This window comes from Aeromonas sp. QDB18 (assembly GCF_027705325.1).
GTDB classification, from domain to species: Bacteria; Pseudomonadota; Gammaproteobacteria; order Enterobacterales; family Aeromonadaceae; genus Aeromonas; species Aeromonas caviae.
In genome coordinates this window covers 1-24,261 of sequence record NZ_JAPDBQ010000056.1, presented here as the reverse complement: position 1 = coordinate 24,261, position 24,261 = coordinate 1, and the positions used below count along the sequence as shown (strand labels likewise).

Sequence of the window (24,261 nt, the reverse complement as noted above, 5' to 3'; positions counted from 1 at the left end):
TGCGCGAGCAGCTATCACCCAGTAATGGGAATCCCCCTCCTGTGACGCGAAGCGCTAAGGTGGGGGAGGATGTCAACATGGTGCTCAACCGGCGTCTGAGCCGCCATCCGGCCCACTGCGTCTATGCGGATCAGCAGGCGGCGGCGGAGGCGGTGGTGGACAAGCTGGTGGCCATGGGGCACAGGGAGATCGCCTTCATCGCAGGCTCTGCGGATTCCCCCACCGGCGCCGAGCGCCTGGCCGGCTACCGGCAGGCGCTGATCCGGCACGGCATCCCGGTGCAGGAGACCTTGATCGCCCCCGGCAAATGGACCCCCGCCTGTGGCGCGGCCGCCGTCTCGACCTTGCTGGCGCGAGGCGCTCGCTTCAGCGCCCTGGTGGCCAGCAACGATGACATGGCGATCGGGGCCATCAAACGGCTGCACGAAGCCGGTGTGATGGTGCCTGACGAGGTCTCGGTGGTGGGGTTTGACGACATCCCCCTGGCCCCTTACGTCATTCCCGCGCTGTCGAGCGTCAAGATGCCGGTGAACGGGATGATCCAGGAGACCATCAACCGCCTGACCACCATGGTGGAGGAGGGGAGCCGGGACGCACTGCCCGCCTTCAGCGGCACCCTGATCCGCCGCGACTCCCTCAGGCGTCTGACGGGCTGAGCCATGATGGCGGTGGGCAGGCCGGGCGGGATCCGTTAGCATAGGCCCCCCGGCGCCAGGCGCCGCGTGTCGTATCAACAGATGAGAGTTCAGATGGATGACCTGTTAGCCCCCGTTCGCCAGTTCCTGCATTGCGAGACCCCGGATGAGTGGGTGGAAATGGCGCGGGATCCCGCCCAGTTGCCGACCCTGCTTATCGATCACGCCAACTGCGAGAACAAGGCGGCACTCACCGCCCACAGCCTGGTGCGCCGCTACTGCCTGCCCAAGGAGAAGCGTCACCTGCTGCCCAAGCTGACCTTCTACCGGGAGCTCGATGCCTTGCCGGAGAAGGCGGAGATCCTCGGCAAGCGCACCATGGGCGAATCAGACAGGAGCGTGTTTGCCGAGCTGGAGCGCAATCCCCTGCTGTTCCCCATGGTGCGCCTCATCCAGGAGGAGTTGCACCACTTCGAGCAGGTGCTGGAGATCATGGCCGCACGGGGCATCCCCTATGGTCCCGTCACCGCCTCCCGCTATGCCCGCAGCCTGCTGACCCATGTGCGCACCTACGAGCCGGCCGCCGTGGTGGACAAGATGATCATCGGTGCCTATATCGAAGCGCGATCCTGCGAGCGTTTTGCCAGGTTGGCCCCTCATCTGGACGAGGAGCTGGGCCGCTTCTATGTCTCCCTGCTGCGCTCGGAGGCGCGTCACTATCAGGACTACCTGGCCCTGGCACAGACGTTCGCAGACGAAGACATCAGCGAGCGAGTGGCCTTCTTCGGTCGCCTGGAGGCCGAGCTCATCTGTTCGCCGGATCCGCAATTCCGGTTCCATAGCGGACTGCCTGTCAGATCTGACAGTTGTTGAGGTGACGGGGGCTGCCTACCATTCCCCTGTTCCTACTACGAGCGACGCAATCACTTTTTGAGCGCAATCCCCGGCGACTGATGAGACATCAGGCCGGGTTTTTTTATGTCTGGCGCAAGGGGAAACGCGCCGCGGGATCAGCGGCGGTATTCGTTGTTGTAGTTCTGAATGAGGCGGCGGGTGACATCGTGCTGGGGGTCGGCGAAGACCCGCAAGGTCTTGCCGTGCTCCACCACACGGCCTTCGTGCATCACCAGCACCTCGTCGCTGATGTGGCTGACGATCCCCAGATCGTTGGCCACCAGCACATAGCTCAGCCCCATGGTCTCCTGCATCTCCAGCAGCAGGTTGATGATCTGGGAGCGTACCGAAATATCCAGGGTCGAGAGCGCCTCGTCCGCCACCACTATCTTGGGATTGAGGATGAGCGCCCGTGCCAGCCCCACCCGCTGCTGCTGGCCGGCGGAGAGCATCTGGGGATAGAAGAGGGCGTGGTCGGGCAGCATGCCCACCATGCGCAGGGTCTGGATCACCTTCTCCCGGCGCTCCTCCTCGCTCAGGGCTGTGTTGAGGCGAAGGGGGGTCTCCAGGATCTGGCCGACCCGGATTTTCCGGTTAAGGGAGGTGTTGGGGTCCTGGAAGATCATCCGCAGCAGCTTGCAGCGGGTCTGGTAATCGCCGTGGACCATGGGTTGCCCCTCGATGGCGATCTCCCCGCCACTCGGTTCAATCATGCCCGCCAGAATGCGGGCCAGGGTGCTCTTGCCCGAGCCCGCCTCCCCGACGATGGCCAGGGTCTGGCCCACCTCGAGATCGAACGAGAGGGGCTTTATCGCCTCCACCGCGCGGCGCCTGAACAGGCTGGTGCGGTTCTGGTAGGTCTTGCACAGGCCCCTGACCTGCAGCAGGGAAGGTTCGGTCACGACGTGGTCTCCTTGGGTGCGCTCGCCGGATAGAGGGGCTGACGGGGCGGGCAGGTGCCCCGGATCAGGGTCTGGTGCCGGTTCATTTCTTCGGTTCTTCCATGTTGAGCGGGAAGTGGCAACTGAACTGATGCCCCTTGACCTTGCTCATCAGCGGTGTCTGCACGCACTGCTTCTGGGCGTAGGGGCAGCGTGGGCCGAGGCGGCAGCCGATGGGCAGATGCTGCAGCGGCGGTATCACCCCAGGCAGGGTCTCGAGCCGGGACTTGTGGCGCACCAGCTTGTCAAAGTCCGGGATGGACTTGAGCAGGGCATCCGTATAGGGGTGGTGAGGGGATTCCAGGATCTGGTCCCGGGTCCCCACTTCCACCATCTGGCCGCAATACATGATGTTGAGGGTGTCGGTCAGGTTCGCGATGGCGGCGATGTCGTTGCTGATGATGAGGATGGTGGTATTGCCCAGCTTGTTCATCTTGTCCAGCAACCGCAGGATCTGGGAGTGGGTGGTGGACTCCATGGCGCTGGTGGGCTCGTCCGCCACCAGCAGGCGCGGCTGGTTGGCGATGGCCATGGCGATCATCACCTTCTGGCACATGCCGTCTGACAGCTCGTGGGGATAGGCCCGCATGACCTTGCGGTGATCCTTGACCCCGACCCGGTGCAGCAGGGCGATGGCCCGCTTCTTGCGCCACTGGAAGCGCTGCCAGAACTTGCCGGTGAAGGCACTGGTGGGGATGGCCTCTTCGAGCTGGGTGCCTATCTCCTCCGAGGGGTCGAGGCAGCTGATGGGATCCTGGAAGATCATCGCTATCTCCCGCCCCATGATGCGGCGCCGTTCCTTGGGCGCCATGGTCAGCAGGTCCATGTCGTTGAAGCGCATCCGGTCGGCGCGCACCGTCCAGTTGTCCTTCTGGATGCCAACGATCACCTTGGCCACCAGGCTCTTGCCCGAGCCGGATTCCCCCACCAGCCCGCGGATCTCCCCCTCGTTCAGGGTCAGGCTGACTCTGTCCACCGCCTTGACCTTGCCCTGGGGGGTGTCGATTTCGATGGTGAGGTTGCGTATATCGAGCAGGGGCATCAGCAATGTCTCCCGTTCAGGGCGCAGCCGGGTCGCTCAGGGCGTCCGGGGGCGGGGATAGATAACAAGGCTGGCAACATCAGTCGTTCCCCTCTTTGAGTGCTTCGCGAATGCCTTCGCCCACCAGGTTGGTCACCAGCACGCTGAACAGGATGGCCATCCCGGGCAGGGTCACCGTCCAGGGGGCCAGATAGATAAGATCGCTCGAATCGGCCAGCATGGCACCCCACTCCGGCTGGGGAGACTGGGCCCCGAGACCGAGGAAGCCTACCGCAGAGATGTCCAGGATGGCGGCGGAGAGGGTGCGGGTGGTCTGGGTCACCAGGGTCTCGACGATGTTCGGCAAGATGGCCAGACGCATGATCCGCTGGGGCGGAGAGCCGTCGAGGCGGCTTGCGATGATGTACTCCTTCTGCATCTCGGCGTGGACCGCGTTGTAGGTCGCCCGGATGAAAGGCGGTATCAACGCGAGTGTGATGGCGATCAGGGTGTTGAACAGACCCGGCCCCAGGATGGCCACGACGATGATGGCCAGCAGCAGGGACGGGATGGAGAGCAGGGTATCGAGCAGGTGATGGAGCACGCTCGACTTCACCCCTTTGCTCATGCCGCCGAGGATGCCGATGGCCGAGCCGATGACCAGCGCGATGAGCACCACCAGCAGGGCGTTGCCGAAGGTGAGCCTGGCCCCGGCCACCAGACGGGAGAGGATGTCGCGCCCCAGATCGTCGGTCCCCAGGAAGTAATCGATGTTGCCGCTGTTGGCCCAGGAGGGGGCGAGCAGCAGGTGGTTGCTGTGCTGATCGTCGATGCCGTAGGGGATCACCAGGGGGCCGATGAGGGTCACCAGCAGCAGCAGCCCGAAGCACCAGAGCCCCGCCATGGCCAGCGGGTTGCGTCGGTAAGAGGCCCAGGTCTGCTCCAGGGGGGAGAGGATCTTGAGCTCCGGATAGATGTTCGATTTATCGTGCATGATGCAGGCTCCCGTGCTGGTCGCAAGGGAATGGGCACGCCTGTGCGCCGGTGGCCCATGGGCCGCCGTGGCTCATCCACAGACCGCAATCAATCTTGTCTTGCATAGAGTTCTTTACGCCGTGCCGGATACATGATGGTGGTCAGCAGATCGGTGCTGACGCTGATGAAGATGACGAAGCTCGCCACCACCAGGAAGGCGCCGCGGATGGCGGCATAGTCCTGCAGCGCGATACTGCTCACCAGCCAGCGGCCGATGCCGGGCCAGTCGAACACCACCTCGGTGATCATGGCGGAGGTGAGCACACTGCCAAGTTGCAGCCCCAGCAGCGGCAACACCGGGGGCAGGGCGTTCTTGAGCCCGTGACGCCAGACGATCTGGCGGCGGGAAAGTCCGCGGCTGGCGGCAGCCTTGATGTAGTTCTGTTTCATCACGTCGATGAGGGAGCTGCGCACGTGGCGGATCACCTCGGTGGTGGGCACCACGGCCAGCACCAGGGAAGGCAGTACCAGATGGCGCAGGGCATCGTGCAGGGCCGCCTCCCGCCAGGGCTCCTGGCTCATCAACACATCGACGATGGCGATCCCGGTGATGGAGGGCACGTCGTAGAGCAGGCTGATCTGGCCGGAGGAGGGGAGCCAGCCAAGATCCAGGGAGAAGAACATCACCATCAGCAGCCCCAGCCAGAAGACCGGGATGGCATAGCCGACGAGGCCGGCGGCCATGATGGAGAGGTCCGGGCTGCGCCCCTGATAGAGGGCCGCGAGGGTGCCCAGAGGGATGCCCACCAGCAGCGAGATGGCGAAGGCGGCGAGGCAGAGGGTCAGGGTCGCCGGGAAGTAGTGACGGATCTCGTCGAGGACCGGTTGGCCGGAGACGCTGGAGAGCCCGAAATCCCCGGCGGCGATGCGCTGGAGGAAGTCAGGATAGCCGTGCCAGAAATCCAGCACCTGGGTGATGAGGCGAAACTCCAGGAGGTAGGCCCCCAGAGTCAGCACCAGGAGGGTGATCACCAGCAGGGTGATGCGGCGCAGGATATAGAAAAACATGCTTATGCCTCCTGGGGACGGTGCGCCGATGGCCCGACGATGGAGTGGTTATCTGTCATGGTCACTCCCGATGGGCCTGGTTGAAGGTGGTGCCACCAAAGGGTATCAGGGTCAGCCCCTGAATGTCGCTGCGACTCACCTGGGTTCTCAGGGCATGGGCCAGGGGAATGAGCGGCAACTGCTCGTTGAGCAGGGACTGGGCATAGTAATAGTTGCGCAGGCGGAAGGCGAGCTGCGGGGTGGTCACCGCATCGTCCAGCAGTTGATCGAAGGCGGGGCTGCACCAGCGGCTGTAGTTGTTGCCCCGCTCGACGGCGGCGCAGCTCAGCAACTGGCGGAAGAAGTTGTCCGGATCCGCGTTGTCGGCGATCCAGCCCGAGAGCAGGCTGTCATATTGTCCATGGGCGAGCCGGGTCTCGATGACCGGCCAGGCCTGCTGCACTATCTTGAGGCTCACCCCTATCTTGGCGAAATCGCTGCGCATCAGTTGCGCCGTCTTGAGGCCGTCCGGGTTGTAGGGACGGGCGCCGGGTTGCACCAGCACCTGCATCTCGAAGCCGTTGGGGTAGCCCGCGTCCTTGAGCAACTGGCGAGCGAGCTTGAGATCCGGCTTGCGCTGGGGCAGGGAGGGGTTGTAACCCCAGGAGAGGGGCGGCAGCAGGCTGGCAGCGCTCTGGCCGGTCTCGAAATAGACCGCCTGCAGCAGATTCTGCACATTGATGGCGCTGGCGAGGGCCTGGCGCACCTGCACCTTGTTGAACGGGGCCTTGCGGGTATTGAGGGCGAGGAAGGCGACGTTCATCCCCGACTGCACCGACAGATCCAGGTGGGAGTCTTTGTCGATCACCGACAGCTGGCTGGCAGAGGGAGTGCTCATCACGTCGCACTCGCCGGTCAGCAGCTTGGCAAGGCGCTTGGAGGATTTGGGCGTGATGTCGTAGATGAGCTGCTCCATTCTGGCCTCGCCGCCCCAGTAGCCGGGGTGACGCAGGTAGCGCACGAACTCGTTGTGGCGATACTCCTTGAAGCTGAAGGGGCCGGTGCCGATGGGGCGGCTGTCCAGCAGCGCCGGGGTGCCGGCCTTTAGCATCTGCTCCCCGTACTCGGCGGAGAGCACGATGGCGTAGTCGCTGGCCAGGGTGGCGAGGAAGGAGGCATCGGGGCGGTTCAGCTCGAACACCACCTCATAGGGCCCCTTCTTGTAGACCCGCTTGATGAGGTTGCCGAGCCCCAGGCTGTAAAAATAGGGGTACTCGCCGCCGGAGACGGCGTGGAAGGGGTGGTGTTCGTCCAGCAGACGCTGCCAGGTGAACAGGACGTCGTCGGCATTGAAGTGACGGGTCGGGCTGAACCAGGGGGTACGGTGGAAGGTCACTCCCTTGCGCAGGGTTAGGGTATAGGAGAGGCCGTCCTCGCTGCTTTGCCAGCGGGTGGCGAGCCCCCCTTCGATGCCGAGGGTGTTGGCATTGACCTCGAGCAGGCGATCGTAGATGGGACGGGCACTGGCATCCAGGGTCGCATCCGAATTGGCAAGCTGCGGGTTGAAGGTTCGGGGTGCCCCTTCGGCACAATAGATGAGCCCGGTTTTGGAGGCTTCATCGCGTTTCTGACAGCCGCTGACCAGAACCAGGAGACCAAGCAGCAGGGGGGTGAGCATTCTCATGTTGGAACCATGTTTTCAGACAAAGTTGCCCGCCAGGGGGCGGGCGCGTTGCGGGGGGCGACAGGGCAGGCGCTCCCGTCGGGGGTGACGTGCGCCGCGTTATCCGCGCGCACAGACCCGGTGCCAGGCATCAGCCCGCCTCCTGGTTGCCACTGTTGTCATCCCCGTCCAGCAATTGATATTTGCGCAGCATCCCCCGGAACTGGTGATAGCTCAGGACCAGCAACTGGGCTGCTTTGCGCTGATTATACTGGGATTGCTGCATCGCTTGCTTGAGTAAATTAATCTCGTACTCCGCCACCGCCCCTTTGAGATCCAGCGGCAGGGTCGGGGTCGGGGCCGTCTCTGCCGAGGTCGGCGCGTCGGAGGAAGGGGCGGCGTCACCTCGGGCACGGGGGCGCCAGGGGGAGTCAAAGGGATTGAGCACCAGATCCGCCAGCGGCAACTGGGGGTTGCCCTGGCGATAGAGACTGCGCTCCACCACGTTCTTGAGCTCCCGCACGTTGCCCGGCCAGGGGTAATCTTGCAGCAGCTGGGTCGCCTTGCGCGAGAAGCCGGCAAAGAGCGGATACCCCAGCTCCCGGGTCATGCCGTGGGCGAAGTGCTCCGCCAGCATTAGGATGTCCTCGCGCCGCTCCCGCAGGGGGGGCAGGGTGATGACGTCGAAGGCAAGCCGGTCCAGCAGGTCGTGACGAAACCGTCCTTTCTCTGCCAGTGCAGGCAGATCCTCGTTGGTGGCGCACACCAGCCGTACATCCACCTTGAGGGGCTTGGCACCGCCCACCCGCTCGAACTCCCCGTACTCGATGACCCGCAGCAGTTTTTCCTGCACCCGGGCGCTGGTGGTGGCTAGCTCGTCGAGGAACAGGGTGCCGCCGTCGGCCCGCTCGAAGCGCCCCTGATGACGCTTGGCGGCGCCAGTGAAAGAGCCCGCCTCGTGGCCGAACAGTTCGGTTTCCAGCAGGCTCTCGCTCAAGGTGGCGCAGTTGATGGTGACAAAGCTTTGATCCCAGCGATCCGAGAGATAATGTAGGCGGTGGGCGATGAGCTCCTTGCCGGTCCCCCGCTCGCCGATGATCAGCACGGGCTTGCGCAGCGGCGCGAGGCGCGATGCCTGCTCGATGATTTCTAGAAATGCGTTGGATTCACCCAACAGACTTTCCGTGGCCGTGGTCATCCCTGCCCCTGTGAGTTGAAAAATCTGGTTAATCTTACCAAAAGTTGGTTATTTTAATCATCACTTGTTTCCCCGGGACTTGAACTGCATTCTGAGTGCCCATATAAATCAACAAGTTAAATGTTGTTCCAGATTGGCACACAAGTTGCCATTGTCAATGGAGACACAACCCGATGCCTATCACAGGAGTACAATCATGAGCATTTTTTCTCGCCTGGCCGACATCATCAATTCCAATCTGACGGCCCTGCTCGACAAGGCGGAAGATCCCCAGAAGATGGTGCGTCTGATCATCCAGGAAATGGAAGATGAACTGGTGAAGGAGCGCTCCAATCTGGCCCGCTTCCTCGCGAATCAAAAAGAGATCGGCCGTCAGGTGAGCCGCCATCAGGAGCGGGTCGCCGAGTGGCAGGGCAAGGCCGAGCTGGCCCTGACCAAGGGGCGCGAAGATCTGGCTCGTGCCGCCCTCATCGAGAAGAGCAAGCAGGCGGAGCTTGCCGACGCCCTATCTCGTGAACAGCAGGCGGTGGACAGCGGCATCGAGAAGCTGGGGGAGGAGATCCGCCAGCTGGAAGCCAAGCTGGAAGACGCCCGTGCCCGCCAGAAGGCGATGGCCATTCGCAGCGAAGCCGCCAGCAGCCGCCTCAACGTGCAAAGCCAGGTGGCCCGTGGCGACAGTCAGGCCGTGGTGAGCAAGTTCGAGCGCATGGAGCGCCGCATCGACGAGATGGAAGCCCGCGCCGATCTGGGGCTGTCCGACAAGGCGCTCGCCCAGCAGTTTGCCGAGCTGGAAGCGGACGACCAGATCAGCCGCGAGCTGGAAGCCATGCGCCAAAAGCTGGGCCAGCACAATCCGGCACAGAAATAGGGAGAGTAACAGATGGAAAATCTGCTGGGTGTATTGATGGTTCCCATGGTGGTCTTCATGGTGGTGGTGGCCCCCATCTGGCTGGTGCTGCATTACCGCGCCAAGGGACGCATTGGCGCCGGCCTTGCCGATGGTGAGCGTGAACAGCTGCAGGGCTTGCTGGTGCGTGCCGAGAAGATGCAGGAACGGGTCGGCGCCCTGGAGTCGATTCTGGATGCCGAGGTTCCTGGTTGGAGAAACAAGGTATGACGGTTTTCAATGAGAGATGTCATGACTGTGGCAAAAAGCCGGAGCGGGCCGGAACCGTATTGGCGTCGATTCTGGATGCGGAAGTCCCCGGTTGGAGGCACAAGGTATGAACACTGTCAGTCGTGAAGGGCGCAACCTGTACCGGAATCCCCAGCGGGGCAAGATTGCCGGGGTCTGTGCCGGTCTGGCAGAGTACTTCGGGGTGGAGACCTGGATCGTGCGGCTGCTGGCCATCAGTGGTCTCATCTTCGCCGGTTTCATCACCTTCACCGCCTATATTGCCGCCTGGTTCTTGCTCGACAAGAAGCCGGTCACCCTCTACTCCCAGGAAGATGCCGAGTTCTCAGAGGTGCGGATGAAGGCGCGCAGCTGGCAGGCAGGCGTCACACCTCATCAGGCCCTTGCCCGCATCGGCCAGGAGCTGGATGCACTGGAGCCCAGGGTGCAGCGCATCGAGAAGCTGGTGACCTCCAAGGAGTTCACCCTGCAACGGGAGTTCAGCAAGCTCTAATCGTGCCGGGCCGCGAGGATACTGCCTCGCGGCCGTCTCTCTGATGTGATCACAAGGAGAAGAAGACCCGCCTTGATACGCAACAAACTTGAACACTCCTGGTCTGTGCTCCAGCACAAGGCCGCTGACGCGGTGAACCGGGCCCGGGATCGCCACATCCGGCTGGCGGTCACCGGCCTCTCTCGCAGTGGCAAGACAGCGTTTATCACGGCGCTGGTCAATCAACTGGAGCACGCGGCCATCGACGGTCGTCTGCCACTCTGGGACGCCCAGCGCCAGGGACGCATCCTCGGTGCTCGCCGGGTGCCCCAGCAAAACGCCCACATTCCCACCTTTCCCTATGAACGGGGCCTCGATGCCCTGTTTGGCGATCCGCCCGCCTGGCCCGCGCCGACCCGGGGGGTGGCCGAGGTACGCCTCGAGATCCGTTATCGCACCCGCCATCCGCTGCGTCGGCACCTGGGGGAGATCTCCACCCTCTATGTGGATCTGGTGGATTATCCCGGGGAGTGGCTGCTGGATTTGCCGCTGCTGGATCTGAACTACGAGCAGTGGAGCGAGCAGGTGCGGGAGCAACTGTGCCGCCCCGAGCTGCAAGCCCTGGCGGCAGGCTGGTTGACGCCGCTCTGGCAGGCAGATCAAGCCTTCGAGGAGCGGGCCGCCAGCGAACTGGCCGCCCGCTACACCGATTATCTGCACGCCTGCAAGCAGGATCTCGGGCTTCACCTCATCCAGCCCGGGCGTTTCGTGTTGCCCGGCGAGTATGCCGGTGCGCCGCTGTTGCAATTCGTGCCCTGGGTGTGGGAGATGCCCACGCACTCCCCCGAAGACGGCACTCTCTACGCCACCTTCAAGCAGCGCTTCGAGCAGTACAAGCAGCATCTGGTACAGGGCTTCTATGAGCAGCACTTTGCAGGCTTTGATCGCCAGATCGTGCTGGTGGACTGCCTGGCGCCCCTCAATGCCGGTGCCGCGAGCTTTGGTGACATGCAGCAGGCCATCGCCCGCATCATGGAAAGCTTCGCCTACGGCAAGAGCAACTGGTGGCGCCGTCTGTTCGCCCCGCGCATCGACAAGCTGCTGTTTGTGGCGAGCAAGGCCGATCACGTCACGCCGGAGCAGCACGGGCCTCTGGTGTCGCTCCTGCAGCATCTGGTGAGCCGTGGCCGGGGTCAGGCCCGCTTCGAGGGGATAGAGACCGAATGCCTGGCGCTGGCCGCCATCAAGGCCACCGAGGTGGGCAAGGGGGTGGCAGACGGACGGGAATTTCCCGCCATTCGTGGCACTACCCTCTCGGGCGAGCCCTTGCTGCTCTTCCCGGGGGAGGTGCCTGCCCAGATCCCGCCTGCGCAGTGGTGGAAAACTCAAGGGTTTGATTTTCAGGCCTTTCGCCCGCTGCCCATGAGCGCTCATCAGGCGCTCCCCCATATCCGGCTCGATGCGGCGCTGGAATTCCTGCTCGGGGATCACCTCGAATAACGGGTGGGTGGCCCGCTGTGCTCGAGGGGCGCCCACAGGAGAGAATGCGATGAACGATCAGACAAGATGGCGCACCGATGACGCCGCTCCTCTGCAAGGCAAGGTGACGCTGGAGCCCGCGCCTTCGATGGCAAGCGAAGCGAAGCCACCCGCCCCGGCCCGGCGGTTGGAAGAGGAGAGCTTCGAGCCTCTGGACGCGCTGGACGAGCTCACCGAGGTGGAACCCGCGCTTCACGTCAGGCCTCGGCGCCGTCATCGTCTGCTGGCCTGGGGGCTGGGCGGGGTGGGGCTGCTGTCGCTTGGCCAGTTTGGCGCTTTTCTGGTGGATCAGTTTGCCGCCTCCCCCTTCTGGGGCGGCGCCTGGCTGCTCGCCTCTGGCCTGGTGGCGGTGGGCACCGCCGCGGTGGCGGGGCGCGAATGGCTGCGGCTGCGCACCTTGAAGCGGCGCCAGGATGTGCGCTCAAGAGCCGAGGATCTGCTGGCCCATCAGGGGGGCGGTCAGGGGCAGGCCTTCTGCGAGGCCCTCGCCGAGAAGAGCGGTGACAAGGGGCGGGAAGGGTATCGCACCTGGTTATCCCAGCTTGACGAGAGCCACAGCGATCGGGAAGTGCTGACCCTCTACAGCCAGCTGGTGCTCACCGAGCGGGACAAGTTGGCCCAGGCCCGCGTCGCGAAATGGTCGGGGGAGGCCGCCGTGCTGGTGGCCCTGAGTCCGCTCGCCACCGTCGACATGATGCTGATGCTCTGGCGCAACCTGCGGATGATCGAGGACATCGCCGATGTCTATGCCATCGAGCTCGGCTACTGGAGCCGCATCCGCCTCATTCGTCAGGTGTTTCGCAACATGCTCTATGCGGGGGCCACCGAGCTGGTGACCGAGGTAGGGATGGATCTGCTGGGCGCCGAGCTGACCGCCAAGCTCTCCGCCCGCGCCGCCCAAGGGGTCGGGGCCGGGTTGCTCACCGCGCGCCTCGGGATGCGTACCATGGAAGCCTGTCGTCCGCTCCCCTGGTGTGCCGACGAGAAGCCGAAAGTGGGCGAGCTGCGCAAGCGGCTGATCGGCCAGTTGGCGGGTTATCTCAACAAGTCGTGAGGTGGCTGGCACCCGACATGGATGTCACAAATTATTTACAATTGTCAAAAGCAGCCGACCCCGGGGTCGGCTGCTTTTTTGAAGGGCAAACCGTTACAGTGATCCCATGACTCAACGGCCAGTGACCGCCCGGATGGCGGCTGGCACCCGAAGGATGGGAGCATTCATGGCAAGTCTCTACACGGCCCGCCAACCGGATGGGCAGGGCCGGATCCACTACACGGACGAGGAGCACGGCACTTGGCGGATCCTGATTGCACGCCAGCTTGCGGCGCTCGATGGCAAGGCCTGCGACGAATACCAGGCCGGGTTGGCACGCCTCGACCTGCCTCTGGACCGCATCCCCCAGCTGGGCGAGATCAACGCCGCCCTGATGCCCGCCACCGGCTGGTCGGTGGCAGCGGTGCCAGCCCTCATCTCCTTTGATCACTTCTTCGCGCTGCTCGCTGATCGCCGTTTTCCCGTCGCCACCTTCATTCGCCGCCGGGACGAGCTCGACTACCTGCAAGAGCCCGACATCTTCCACGAGATCTTCGGCCACTGCGCCATGCTGACCAACCCGGCCTTTGCCCACTTCACCCACCTGTATGGTCGGCTCGGACTCCATGCGAGCAAGGAGGAGCGGGTCTATCTGGCGCGGCTCTACTGGTTCACGGTGGAGTTCGGTCTCCTGCAGGGGGAGGAGGGGCTGCGCATCTACGGCGGCGGCATTCTCTCCTCCATCGGCGAGACCGCTTATGCCCTCTCGGGCAAGCCCGAGCTGCAACCCTTCGATCTGCTGGAGATCCTGCGTACCCCCTATCGCATCGACATCATGCAGCCGACCTATTTCGTGCTGCCTCGTCTCGATACCCTCTATGGTCTGGAGGGGCAGGGGATCATGGCGGCCGTGGCCGAGGCCCGTCGTCTTGGCCTGCGTCCACCCCGCTTTGCCCCCGTTGCCGGCAAGCAGGCGAGCTGACCCGTATTCATTCCCACGATGTTTCATGAAAGGAGTCCCGAATGACTGAACTGGCGAGTCAACGATGCGAGGCGTGCCGCGCCGATGCCCCCAGGGTGAGCGATCAGGAGCTGGGGGAGCTGATGCACCTTATCCCCGACTGGCAGCCCCTGGTGGTCAACGGCGAGCTGCAACTGCGTCGTGAATTTGTGTTTCGCAACTTCAAGGAGGGGCTGGCGTTCACCAACCGCCTCGGAGAACTGGCGGAGGCGGAGTTCCATCATCCGGCGATCTTGCTTGAATGGGGCAAGGTGACCGTGAGCTGGTGGACCCACAAGATAGGCGGCTTGCATCGCAACGATTTCATCATGGCAGCCCGCACCGACGGTCTGATGAAGTAACCGCCGTCTGGCGCCAACGTAGACAGGGCCTGCCCGGTGAAAGCGGGGCAGGCCCGCATTTTTGTGGGGGAGCGCTCGCACTGGCGGGATCGAGTCTGTATTATCCCGTTATTCAGAATGTTAGCTAGGAAGTGTGTGCCGAATGCGTCTTGAAGTCAGCTGTGAAGACCGTCTGGGCCTGACCCGGGAATTGCTCGACCGACTGGTGGAGCACAACATCGATCTGCGCGGCATCGAAATCGATACCTCAGGCATCATCTATCTCAATTTTCCCGAGCTGGAGTTCCGTGACTTTCAGCATCTGATGCCGGAAATTCGCCGCATTCCCGGCGTCTATGACGTCAAGACCATCCCCTACATGCCCTCCGAGCGGGAGCACCACGAGATAGAGGCCCTGCTCAAGGCGCTGCCGGACCTGGTCTTCTCCCTCGACAGCAAGGGGCGGGTGACCCAGGCCAACCAGGCCGCCCTCACCACCCTGGCGTTGCCACCGGACGAGGTGCGCGGCGTGGCGATCGCCTCCCTGGTCAAGGGCTTCTCGTTTGGCCGCTGGCTGGAGTCGGGGGAGATCAAGCCCCAGACCTGCAAGCTCAGCCTCGGCGGCGAGGAGTACCTCGGCGATCTGATGCCGCTGTTTGTGGCCGAGGAGAAGGGCAGGCAGGCTCTGGCCGGCGCCGTGGTGGTGCTCAAGTCCGCCCGCCGGGTCGGCATGCACTTCAGCGCCCTGCACGCGGTGGAAGTGGGGGGCTTTGAACACCTGCAGGCCGAGAGCCAGAAGATGAAGGAGGTGCTGGCCCAGGCGGCGAAGCTCGCGATGCAGGATGCGCCGCTGCTCATCGTCGGCGAGACCGGCACCGGCAAGGAGCTGCTGGCCCGCGCCTGCCACGGCGCCAGTCTGCGCTCCAGCCACCCCTTCATGGCCCTCAACTGCGCCGCCATGCCGGACAACGTGGCGGAGAGCGAGTTGTTCGGCTATGCCCCCGGCGCCTTTGGCAACAACACCGAGGGCAAGCGCGGGGTGCTGGAGCTGGCGAGCGGCGGCACCCTGATGCTGGACGAGATCGGCGACATGTCCCCTCATCTGCAGACCAAGTTCCTGCGGGTACTGCAGGACGGGGTCTTTCGCCGGGTCGGTGACGAGCAGGAGGTGAGGGTCAACGTGCGCTTCATCTGCACCACCCAGAAGCAGTTGCTGGATCTGGTGCACGAGGGCAAGTTCCGGGAAGACCTCTACTACCGCCTCAACGTGCTCAGCCTGGCGCTGCCGCCGCTGCGCGAGCGCAAGGCGGACATCATGGCACTGGCCCAGCAGTTCGTCGCCCGCTTCGCCAGCGAGTTGCAACGTCCCAAGCCGCGCTTTACCCGCAACATGGCCGAGTACCTCACCGCCTACCGCTGGCCGGGCAACGTGCGCCAGCTGCGCAACTGCCTCTACCGGGCCATGACCCTGCTGGAAGGGGACGAGCTCGGCCCCGAGCACGTGGATCTGCCGGTGGCGGCCGATGCCATGCCCCTCATCGACGAGTGGTTCGAAGGGGGGCTCGACGAGGCGGTGAAGCGCTTCGAGAGCCGCCTGCTGGAGCGCCTCTATCCGGCCTTCCCCTCCACCCGCCAGCTGGCCAAGCGGCTCGGCGTCTCCCATACCGCCATCGCCAACAAGCTGCGCGAGTACGGGATTGGCAAGAAGTAGCGGCTGAGCTGCCCGTGGCGTGCGCTGACGCGCACCCCGGGCGGCACTGCGACACCCCGTGACGCACCCTGCGTGCGGGCGGATGGGGCAACCCCCTCGGGCTGATAAGCTCGGTACGACTCCCTTCAGGCAATCCCTTCATGGGCGTCGGCCCACCCCATTGTCGACGTAAACATAAGTGCGGACATCATGCAGTTGTTGTCTTTCATCCGGATTTTTGTGTGGCTGTTGCCACTGGGCTGCACGCTGGTGCTGGCCAATGCGGCCGTGGCGGCGACCTCGGCCGAGCTTCGCAGCGAGCTGGTGCGCCAGACCGTGCTCGACATCCTCAGCTACACCCGCTGGCCCAAGGAGCCTGCAAAGCTTCGGCTCTGCATTGCGGCGCCGACGGAATATGCCGGCGCCCTCTTTGCCATCGAGCGGCAGGCCAACGGGCGCCCGGTGGACGTGCATCGCTACGGGCTCGACGACGAGGCACTGATCCAGCGCTGCGATGTGATCTATCTGGGGGTGCTGGCCCCGGAGCGGCGTCTCCCCCTGTTCGAGCGACTGCAGGGGCACGCCATCCTCAGCATCAGCGAACAGAGCAGGGAGTGCATCGCCGACGCTGTCTTCTGCCTTCAGCCGGACACGGATCGGGTCCGCTTTCGGGTCAACCTGGATGCGCTCGCCCGCAGCGGCGTGCGGGTGCACCCGGCCGTGCTGAAGCTCGCCAAGGCTGACGAGGGCGCACGATGACGACTGCACCCGCAAGCCCCAGGCTCACCCTGCGACAGAGCCTGGGCCGCACCCACATGATGATCTCCCTGACCGCCGTCTGCATGGCGGGCCTGTTCCTGACCATCACGGCGCTGCTGGCGCTGCGCCTCTATGCGGATCACAACCTCGAGCTGGTGGCCCGCGCCATCAGCTACACCTCAGAGGCCGCCGTGGTGTTCGATGACGAGGAGGCGGCGAAAGATGCCCTGGAGACCATCACCTCCCGGGAGGATATCGCGAGCGCCAGCATAGTGCTGCCCGATGGCCAGGTGCTGGCAAGCTGGCGCCGTGCCATCACCACCCCCTGGACTACCCTGGAGCAGCACCTGGCCCGCCTGATCCTGCCGGGGCCGGTGGAAGTGGCCATGGTGCGGGAGAGCCGGGAGATAGCCCGGGTGCACCTGGTGGGGCACGGACAATATCTGCTGCACTTCCTGCTGCAGACCCTGCTGGCGACCCTGGTGTGCCTGTTGCTCAGCATCCTCGGGGCTCTCCACGTGGCGCGCCGCATGCAGCGCTCCATCACGACGCCCCTCAAGGCCCTGGCCGAGGTCGCCTACAGTGTCAGTCGCCAGCGCGCCCTCAAGCAGCGGGTGCCGGCGGCCAACATCGCCGAGCTGCACGCGCTCGGGGAGGACTTCAACACCCTGCTCGACGAGCTGGAGGCCTGGCAGGCCCACCAGAAGCGGGAAAATGCCAGCCTGCTGCACCGGGCCACCCACGACGCCCTCACCGGCCTGCCCAACCGGGCTCTGTTCGAGGCGCGGCTGGGGCAGGCCATCCAGGGGGATCAGGAGCGCTTCGCCCTGCTCTACCTCGACTGTGATCGCTTCAAGCAGATCAACGACACCCTGGGCCACGGGGTAGGCGACGAGGTGTTGATCGCTCTGGCGCGGCGGGTGCAGCACCAGCTCAGACCGCTGGATCTGGTGTGCCGCCTCGGGGGCGACGAGTTTGTCATCCTGCTCGCCCCGATCCGGGACGAGCACGAGGTGCACGAGGTGATGACGCGGATCCAGCAGGGGATGAGCACCCCTGTGGTATTGAGCGACGGCCACCACCTCGGGGTGGGCATCAGCATCGGCGCCGCCCTCTACCCCGAGCAGGGGGAGACGGCGGAGGCCCTGTTGCAGTTCGCCGACGACGCCATGTATCAAGCCAAACGACAACGTAAGGAGGAAGAAGCACACAGGAGAACCACGTGAAGTTGAACCGGACATAGTGAAAGGACCATAACAATGATCATTTTGAAGGCGCTAAAAATCGGGCTTGTTGCGCTGCTGCTGGGAGTGCTGGCCGGGTGTCAGAGTGCGCCCCAGGGGCTCACGGCGGAGCAGATCGCCACCCTCAGGGAGCAGGGATTTCAGCTGACCGATGAGGGCTGGACCCTGGATATCTCCAACAAGGTGCTGTTTGCCAACAATGTCGGGGCCCTCACTCCCCAGACCCGCCTGGTGGTGGAGCGTCTTGGCAAGACCCTCATCGGCGTCGGTCTGAACCGGGCCAGGGTGGACGGCCACACCGACTCCAACGGGGAGGCGAGCTACAACGAGCAGCTCTCGCTCAAACGGGCCCGCTCCGTGGCCGATGTCCTGATGTCGGTGGGCATGCCACCTGCGTACCTGGACATCCGCGGCCGGGGTGAAGCGGCGCCCATCGCCGACAACGGCACCGCCGCCGGACGAGCGGAGAATCGCCGGGTCGCCATCGTCATCGACAACGGCTGAGCCATTTTGTCCCTGCGTCGGCATGACGAGGCTGTCTCTGATGTCCGACTGCGTGTGTGATACCACTCTCCTGCCGGGGAGTGGCTCTCTTCCTCCTCCAGCATTGTCCTTCCCTTTCTTCTATTCATCCCGCTGTTTCCGCACCCGCTTCGACGGCGTTGAACCTCCTCCGCTCCTGAGAATCCTGGCTGAGCACCCAGGTCCAGAACTTGATCCAGCACAAGGGTGGCTTTGTTGATATTGGTTATCATTTGCATTATTTGCAGATGGTAGCCACAGTGATGACCCCCCTGTTTACCCCGACCATGACGGGTCTTGCGACCCCGGATCCCCTCGCATTCGCCTTCACCGCCAAGACCTCAGCCCACGCCAGCCGCGGCGGTGCCGGGCCCCTGATGCTCGACGAGGCGGGCTGGCAGGCTTGGTGGCAGCAACCGAGCCAGGCCGAGGCGCGGGCGCTCTACATCCACGTCCCGTTTGCCGCAAGCGCTGCAGCTTCTGCAACTTCTTCGAAAATGGCGCCAATCCGGCGCGCATGAGCCGCTATATGGCGGCCCTCTGCGAGCAGCTGACCAGGGCGGCCAAGACCCCCTTGGTGCAGAGCCAGTCCTTCTCCGCCGTCTATGTGGGCGGGGGCACGCCCACCGACATGGCGGCGGGCGATCTGGCTCTGCTGGCCAATGCCATTGGTCGCTTCCCCCTGACTTCGGATGTGGAGCTGACCCTGGAGGGGCGCCTCAACGGTTTCGATGACGCCAAGTGGGAGACCGCGCTGGCGGGGGGCTTCAACCGCTTCTCGTTCGGGGTGCAGAGCTTTGATACTCGCGTGCGCCAGCAGGCGGCCCGCTTCGACGACAGGGAGACCCTGTTGGCCCGGCTAGGGGCGTTGACCCGCCACGACGAGGCCGTCATCGCGGCGGATCTCATCTTCGGTCTGCCCGGCCAGGACGACTTCGTGTGGCGCCAGGACGTTGCGGACGTGATGGCGAGCGGCGTGCACGGGGTGGATCTCTACCAGCTCATCGCCATGGCGGGCACCAACCTGGCCCGCGCCGGGGAGAAGGGGACATTGGGCTGGGCCGCCGATGGCCCGCAGCGGGCTGCCATGTATGCCCAGGGCGCCCAAACGCTGGAGGCGGGAGGCTGGCAGCGCCTCTCCTGCAGCCACTGGCGGCGCACCCCCGCCGAGCGCAGCCGTTACAACCAGATGGCGAAGTGCGGCGCCGAGATCCTTCCCTTCGGGGCGGGGGCGGGGGGCAACATTCACGGCCACGGCCTGATGCAGGGGCGGGATCTGGCCGCCTGGCACGAGGCGCTGGCCGAAGGGCGACGCCCCCCAGGCATGGTGATGGGGCAGACCCCCGATGTGCGCATCGACGGTCTGCTGCGGGGAGGCCTGGACGCGGGCTGGCTGGATCTGACGTGCCTGCCTGCGCCGCTGCGGGCCCATTTGCTGCCGCTGTTCGAGCGCTGGCAGGCGCACGGACTGGCCGAGCTCGGTCAGGAGCGCCTTGAGCTCACCCTGGCGGGACGCTTCTGGAACGTCAATCTGCAGGCCGGGCTGTTTGAATACGTGCAACGCAACCCGCTGGCGGGGGAGCAGGGGGGCGCCGGGTCATCCGGCAACCGGGCGGCGGTACACCCCACCTTGGTGTAGAGGGTGGGAGAGGGAGGTGAAGTGCAGTGCAGCGGGGGCGCCATGAGTGCCCCCGCTGGGTTAGGGGTTGTGCACCTCTTCCACGCGCACCCGCAGCTGGCCCTCGGCCAGGGTGGTGACCAGGGGCTGGCCGACGTTCACCTGAGCGGCGCGGCTGATCACCTCGCCGGTCGGGGTGCGTACGATGGCGTAGCCGCGTCCCAGGGTGGCCAGCGGGCTGACCCCGTCGAGGCGTGCGCTCAGCATGGCGAGGCGGTGTCCGGCCACATCCTGGCGCCGGGCAATCAGGGCATGGAGCCGCTCCTCCGCGAGCTGGTGGCGGCGCTTGCCGGCGGCCAGCAGCTTCTCGGGGCTTTTGGCCTGCAGGCGCAGCTCAAGATTGGCCAGGCGTCGCTCCCCCTGATGCAGGCGGCTTGCCAGCAGTTGCTGCAGGCGGGCGGACAGCTCGTCGAGGCGCTGGGACTGCTGCTCCAGCCGGCGCTTGGGATCCTGGTGGTCGAGCCGCTTTTGCAGCAGGGCGAAGCCGTGGCGGGCGGCGGTCTGGTGGCGGTTCATGGCCTGGGTGAGCCGCTGGCGCAGGTGCACGAGGCGCTGGGCGCGGGCACTCCTGTCCGGCGCCACCAGCTCGGCGGCGGCGGAGGGGGTGGGGGCGCGCAAGTCAGCGGCAAAGTCGCTGATGGTGACGTCAACCTCGTGACCCACGGCGCTCACCACGGGGATGGCGGAGCCGTGGATGGCACGGGCCACCGCCTCCTCGTTGAAGCACCAGAGATCCTCCAGTGACCCGCCGCCGCGCCCGACGATGAGCACATCCACCTCGGCGCGCCGGTTGGCAAGCATGATCGCCGAGACGATCTGGGCGGTGGCGGCGCTGCCCTGCACCAGGGTCGGGTAGATGAAGACGGGCAAGTCCGGGGCGCGGCGGCGCAAGACGGTCAGCATGTCGTGCAGGGCGGCGCCGGTGGCCGAGGTGACCAGACCCACGGCGCGGGGCTCGCGGGGCAGGGGGCGCTTGGCCCCCTCGTCGAACAGCCCCTCGGCCCCGAGGCGGCGCTTGAGCTCCTCGAAGCGCAGGGCCAGCATGCCGTCCCCGGCGGGTTGCATCGACTCGATGATGAGCTGATAGTCGCCCCGGGGCTCATAGAGGGAGACCCGGGCCTGCACCAGCACCTGCATGCCGTCCTGGGGGCGGAACGGCACCCGGCGGTTGTTGCCCTTGAACATGGCGCAGCGCACCTGGGCCGACATGTCCTTCAAGGAGAAGTACCAGTGGCCCGAGCTTGGCATCGCGAGATTGGAGAGCTCCCCGGTCAGCCACACCAGCCCCAGATCCTGCTCCAGGATCATGCGCACGGCGCTGTTGAGGCGGGTGACGGTAAAGATCTGCTGCTTGTTCTGGCTGGATTGGTTGAGCTGATTCAAGGCTGGCCCTGCTGTGGTGTCCGCCGGGGCGGGAGAAACGATGGGGGCCATCTTACCCCAGTTGTGCCCATCTGCCGAGCCATGGGGCCCGACAGATGAGGCTTTGCCCTACTCCTGCGCCCTGGCCGGCTTGGCGTGGCTGGTCACCAGCCAGACCGCGAGGCAGACCACGGCGCCGCCGAGCACGAAGCCGCCGGTGAGGGTTTCGCCAAGCACCAGATAGCCCCAGAGGATGCCGAACGGCGGGATGAGGAAGGTGACCGTGAGGGAGCGCAGGGGCCCGATGTCGGCGATCAGCCTGAAATAGAGCAGATAGGCGAAGGCGGTGCAGAGGAGCCCGACCGCCAGCACGCTGGCCCAGACCCCAGGCTGGGCCCAGTCGACGGCGGGCCCGCTCGTCAGACTGTAGCCGAAGAAGGGGAGCAGGAAGAGGACGGCCCCGATCTGGCTGCCGAAGGCCACCAGCTTCGCGTCCAGTCCGCCCCGCTCGGTGATCCAGCGCCTCGTCAGGAAGCCAGCGCAGCCGTAGCAGGCGGTGGCGATGAGGCAGGCCAGCACCCCGATGGCGAGCTGACCGCTCAGGTCGACCTCCCCCGTGGTGGTGATGAGCCCGATGCCCACCAGCCCCAGCATGACCCCGGCCCACTTGCGCAAGGTCAGCTCCTCGTGAAAGAAGGAGAAGCCAATGAGGGCCCCCATCAGCGGCGTGGTGGCGTTGAGGATGGCCGAGTAGCCGGCGGGCAGCCAGAGGGCCGCCACGGCGTACATCAGGAAGGGCACGCCGGAGTTGATGATGCCGAGCACCATGATGGCTTTCAGCTTGCCGTGAAACTGCATGGGGGTGCGCAGCAGCAGGAGCATGGCGGCGAGCCCGACGAGGGCGAAGAAGACCCGCAGGAAGGTGGTGTTGATGGAGCCGAACGCCGGCGCCGCGATGCGCATGAACAGGAAGCTGGCGCCCCAGATGGCGGCCAGCGCCAGCAGCCTCCCATAATCCGATGGTCTCATCGTCTCTCCTTGAATGAGCCGCCCGGTGCCCGGGATGGCAAGGGCGGCCCTGCATCATGGCGGCAAGAGCCCCCAATGGCAACGGCGCCGTGCAGAGCGCTGATCCTACCCCCCGATACGGCCGTCACGGGGAGCGCCTCTCTATCCTGGGAAGTTCGACCCCATGCCCAGAAATGAAAGCGCTATCAATCACATACAGCTTATTTCCTGGTCTATGGCGGTCACATTTCGCACCTTATGGCCACGAATCGACCACGGCGACTTCTAGACTGGTCGGGCTCATCTGAAGGCGGGACGTCGCGGATGGGGGAATGCCGGGGCACACCGGCATCACACACAACACAATGAAAAACAAAGGACTATCAATGGCTAGATGGATACTCGTGGCCGGAATGTTGGGGACCATGATCACGCCGCCCGGGATGGCGGCGGAGTGGTTCTTCCGGGGCACCGCAAATGGATGGGCGGCGACCGCCATGGCGTCGACCGACGGCGTCAATTTTGAAACCTGCCAGCGCTTCGTGAGCGGCGACGCCAGTGGCGGGCCGCGCTTCAATATAGACAGGTACGGCAACTGGCAGCAGAGCTACCCGGCGGCCGACTACGGGGTCAATGCCAACACGGCGTACCAGATCCGCATCAACGCCACGACCCAGGCGGTGAGCACGACGGCGGTCGCCAGTTGCGAGGCCTCGGGGTTTGCAAGCACTCTGCCGCAGCTCAATGTGCGCGGCACCTTCAACGGCTGGGCCAGCCTCCCCATGACCCTGATAGGGGATCACCTGTGGCAGGCCGAGGCCTACATGGATGGCAAGGCGAGCCAGCGCCTGAAGTTTGATCAGGCCGGCGACTGGGCCATCAACTTCGGGGACAGCAACGGCGACGGCGACATCTTCTGGAACGGCACCGGCACGGTGCGCATCCAGGTCAATGACCAGACCCTGGCCTACAGCATCGTGCCGCTTGGGGATGACAACCAGCCGCCGCTTGCGGTCATCACCCCGGGGGGCACGGTGAACGTGGCCCAGGGTGCGGCGCTCACCCTGAGCGGCAGTGACTCCACGGATCCCGACGGTCAGATAGCGAGCTATCTGTGGAGCAGCGGCGAGACCACGGAGAGCATGGTCGTCAACACGGCACAGACGGGCACCTTCACCTATGGCCTCACGGTCACCGACGATCAGGGGGCCAAGGGCAGCAGCAGCGTGAGCGTGGTGGTGGCCGCCGGACAGAGCGGCGACAGCTGGTACTTCCGCGGTACCCCCAATAACTGGGGTCTCACCCCCCATGACAACCGAGGATGGCACCACCTTCTGCACCGAGCAGGCGTTTGGCAGCAGCAACCCCCGCTTCAAGATTGACCACAAGGGGGACTGGACCGAGGCCTATCCTGCCCAGGATTACCTGGTCAGCGCCAACACCCGCTATCGCATCTGCTTTGACAGCCAGCGTAAGGTCGTTGAACTCGAGACCCTGGCGGGGGCAGATGTGCAGGCCCCCACGGTGACCGCTACCCCGGCGCCGGGGAGTTATGTGGACAGCCAGTCCATCACCCTGGGAGTGAGCGACGATCAGGACGCCGCCCCCGCCGTGCATTTCACCACGGACGGCAGCCAGCCCACCACGGCGTCGGCCTGTTATGCAGGCCAGCCCCTGGTGGCGAACGACAAGGGGAGCGGCACGGACCTGGTGATCCGCACCCTCGCGGTGGACGAGAGCGGCAACCAGCGGGAGCAGCGCTTCGAGTACCGTATCGGCGAGCAGGGGGTGGCGAGCGGCGATTTTCGCGCCGAGAGCATCTACTTCCTGCTGACGGCCCGCTTCTATGACGGCGATGCCGGCAACAACTACCATAACCGGGATCGCTACAAGGCGGGGGATCCCCAGTGGCGTGGCGACTTCAAGGGTTTGATCGCCAAGCTCGACTACATCAAGGATCTCGGCTTCACCGCCATCTGGGTGACGCCGCCGGTGGAGAACCGCTCCGGCCTCGACTACCACGGCTACCATCTTAAATGCGAAAGGGGACTCCCTCCGACGTAGGTGGGAGGGGAATTTCGCCGGGGCGTCAGCCCCGCTGGTT

The 24,261-nt window shown here is 64.9% G+C and carries 23 protein-coding genes and 1 pseudogene; 16 read left to right on the top strand and 8 right to left on the bottom strand.

The features are described 5' to 3' along the window. The first annotated feature begins 41 nt into the window (after positions 1-41). Positions 42-656 carry a substrate-binding domain-containing protein gene (locus OKC30_RS10560; RefSeq protein WP_270663859.1) on the top strand — a complete coding sequence of 205 codons (615 nt, stop codon included), beginning with the start codon at positions 42-44 and terminating at the stop codon, positions 654-656. 93 nt (positions 657-749) lie between these two features. Continuing rightward, a complete protein-coding gene (miaE, locus tag OKC30_RS10555) occupies positions 750-1,508 on the top strand; it encodes a tRNA isopentenyl-2-thiomethyl-A-37 hydroxylase MiaE (protein WP_042016277.1) in 759 nt (252 codons plus the stop codon). A gap of 137 nt (positions 1,509-1,645) precedes the next feature. Here the strand turns inward: miaE and OKC30_RS10550 are convergent, their stop codons facing one another. The 6 genes from OKC30_RS10550 to pspF all read right to left on the bottom strand — a co-directional run bounded on the left by OKC30_RS10550 (position 1,646) and on the right by pspF (position 8,374). After that, complete coding sequence (locus OKC30_RS10550; protein WP_160838168.1) at positions 1,646-2,431, bottom strand: peptide ABC transporter ATP-binding protein; 786 nt, start codon at positions 2,429-2,431, stop codon at positions 1,646-1,648. A gap of 82 nt (positions 2,432-2,513) precedes the next feature. Further along, the gene (locus OKC30_RS10545; RefSeq protein ID WP_010674529.1) at positions 2,514-3,512 is read right to left on the bottom strand and encodes a peptide ABC transporter ATP-binding protein; all 999 of its coding nucleotides are present in this window, start codon (positions 3,510-3,512) and stop codon (positions 2,514-2,516) included. 79 nt (positions 3,513-3,591) lie between these two features. Continuing rightward, complete coding sequence (locus OKC30_RS10540) at positions 3,592-4,485, bottom strand: ABC transporter permease subunit (RefSeq protein WP_010674530.1); 894 nt, start codon at positions 4,483-4,485, stop codon at positions 3,592-3,594. 89 nt (positions 4,486-4,574) lie between these two features. Next, the gene (locus OKC30_RS10535; RefSeq protein WP_010674531.1) at positions 4,575-5,534 is read right to left on the bottom strand and encodes an ABC transporter permease; all 960 of its coding nucleotides are present in this window, start codon (positions 5,532-5,534) and stop codon (positions 4,575-4,577) included. Positions 5,535-5,595: 61 nt separating this feature from the next. Then, positions 5,596-7,191 (bottom strand): ABC transporter substrate-binding protein SapA, encoded by a 1,596-nt coding sequence (gene sapA, locus OKC30_RS10530; protein WP_160838170.1) that lies wholly within the window; start codon positions 7,189-7,191, stop codon positions 5,596-5,598. 136 nt (positions 7,192-7,327) lie between these two features. Beyond that, positions 7,328-8,374 carry a phage shock protein operon transcriptional activator gene (gene pspF / locus OKC30_RS10525; protein WP_160838166.1) on the bottom strand — a complete coding sequence of 349 codons (1,047 nt, stop codon included), beginning with the start codon at positions 8,372-8,374 and terminating at the stop codon, positions 7,328-7,330. Positions 8,375-8,570: 196 nt separating this feature from the next. On the opposite strand from pspF, the gene pspA reads away from it, so the two are divergent. From pspA to hutW, 12 genes and pseudogenes are all read left to right on the top strand, one after another. Then, positions 8,571-9,242, top strand: coding sequence for a phage shock protein PspA (pspA, locus tag OKC30_RS10520; RefSeq protein WP_053288494.1), 672 nt, complete (start codon positions 8,571-8,573; stop codon positions 9,240-9,242). Between the two features lie 12 nt (positions 9,243-9,254). Next, the gene (pspB, locus tag OKC30_RS10515) at positions 9,255-9,491 is read left to right on the top strand and encodes an envelope stress response membrane protein PspB (protein ID WP_052815255.1); all 237 of its coding nucleotides are present in this window, start codon (positions 9,255-9,257) and stop codon (positions 9,489-9,491) included. Between the two features lie 106 nt (positions 9,492-9,597). Continuing rightward, entirely contained in the window at positions 9,598-10,002 is a 405-nt protein-coding gene (pspC, locus tag OKC30_RS10510) for an envelope stress response membrane protein PspC (RefSeq protein ID WP_160838164.1), read from the top strand. A 72-nt stretch (positions 10,003-10,074) separates the two neighbouring features. Beyond that, positions 10,075-11,481 carry a YcjX family protein gene (locus OKC30_RS10505; RefSeq protein WP_053288493.1) on the top strand — a complete coding sequence of 469 codons (1,407 nt, stop codon included), beginning with the start codon at positions 10,075-10,077 and terminating at the stop codon, positions 11,479-11,481. A 49-nt stretch (positions 11,482-11,530) separates the two neighbouring features. After that, positions 11,531-12,574, top strand: coding sequence for a YcjF family protein (locus OKC30_RS10500; protein ID WP_052815258.1), 1,044 nt, complete (start codon positions 11,531-11,533; stop codon positions 12,572-12,574). Positions 12,575-12,740: 166 nt separating this feature from the next. Next, positions 12,741-13,535, top strand: a complete 795-nt coding sequence (gene phhA, locus OKC30_RS10495; protein WP_041215282.1) for a phenylalanine 4-monooxygenase — start codon at positions 12,741-12,743, stop codon at positions 13,533-13,535. A gap of 41 nt (positions 13,536-13,576) precedes the next feature. Continuing rightward, positions 13,577-13,915: a 4a-hydroxytetrahydrobiopterin dehydratase gene (locus tag OKC30_RS10490; protein WP_010674539.1), complete on the top strand. Its 339-nt coding sequence runs from the start codon at positions 13,577-13,579 to the stop codon at positions 13,913-13,915. A 142-nt stretch (positions 13,916-14,057) separates the two neighbouring features. Beyond that, the gene (tyrR, locus tag OKC30_RS10485; protein ID WP_052815259.1) at positions 14,058-15,605 is read left to right on the top strand and encodes a transcriptional regulator TyrR; all 1,548 of its coding nucleotides are present in this window, start codon (positions 14,058-14,060) and stop codon (positions 15,603-15,605) included. A 189-nt stretch (positions 15,606-15,794) separates the two neighbouring features. After that, positions 15,795-16,343 (top strand): YfiR family protein, encoded by a 549-nt coding sequence (locus OKC30_RS10480; RefSeq protein WP_052815260.1) that lies wholly within the window; start codon positions 15,795-15,797, stop codon positions 16,341-16,343. After that, a complete protein-coding gene (locus OKC30_RS10475; protein ID WP_270666467.1) occupies positions 16,340-17,569 on the top strand; it encodes a diguanylate cyclase domain-containing protein in 1,230 nt (409 codons plus the stop codon). Before OKC30_RS10480 ends, OKC30_RS10475 begins: the two co-directional genes overlap by 4 nt. Positions 17,570-17,602: 33 nt before the next feature. Then, positions 17,603-18,091, top strand: coding sequence for an OmpA family protein (locus OKC30_RS10470; protein WP_160838160.1), 489 nt, complete (start codon positions 17,603-17,605; stop codon positions 18,089-18,091). A gap of 281 nt (positions 18,092-18,372) precedes the next feature. Continuing rightward, positions 18,373-19,748 (top strand): annotated as a pseudogene (gene hutW, locus OKC30_RS10465) (heme anaerobic degradation radical SAM methyltransferase ChuW/HutW). Between the two features lie 60 nt (positions 19,749-19,808). Here the strand turns inward: hutW and xseA are convergent. After that, positions 19,809-21,170: an exodeoxyribonuclease VII large subunit gene (gene xseA / locus OKC30_RS10460; protein WP_052815262.1), complete on the bottom strand. Its 1,362-nt coding sequence runs from the start codon at positions 21,168-21,170 to the stop codon at positions 19,809-19,811. A gap of 108 nt (positions 21,171-21,278) precedes the next feature. Continuing rightward, a complete protein-coding gene (locus OKC30_RS10455; protein ID WP_052815263.1) occupies positions 21,279-22,178 on the bottom strand; it encodes a DMT family transporter in 900 nt (299 codons plus the stop codon). Positions 22,179-22,543: 365 nt separating this feature from the next. Between OKC30_RS10455 and OKC30_RS21530 the strand changes: the two genes are divergently transcribed. Together OKC30_RS21530 and OKC30_RS21525 are read left to right on the top strand one after the other, a co-directional pair. After that, a complete protein-coding gene (locus OKC30_RS21530) occupies positions 22,544-23,539 on the top strand; it encodes a PKD domain-containing protein (RefSeq protein WP_442865833.1) in 996 nt (331 codons plus the stop codon). Further along, complete coding sequence (locus OKC30_RS21525; RefSeq protein WP_420359766.1) at positions 23,466-24,221, top strand: alpha-amylase family glycosyl hydrolase; 756 nt, start codon at positions 23,466-23,468, stop codon at positions 24,219-24,221. Before OKC30_RS21530 ends, OKC30_RS21525 begins: the two co-directional genes overlap by 74 nt. Positions 24,222-24,261 lie beyond the last annotated feature (40 nt).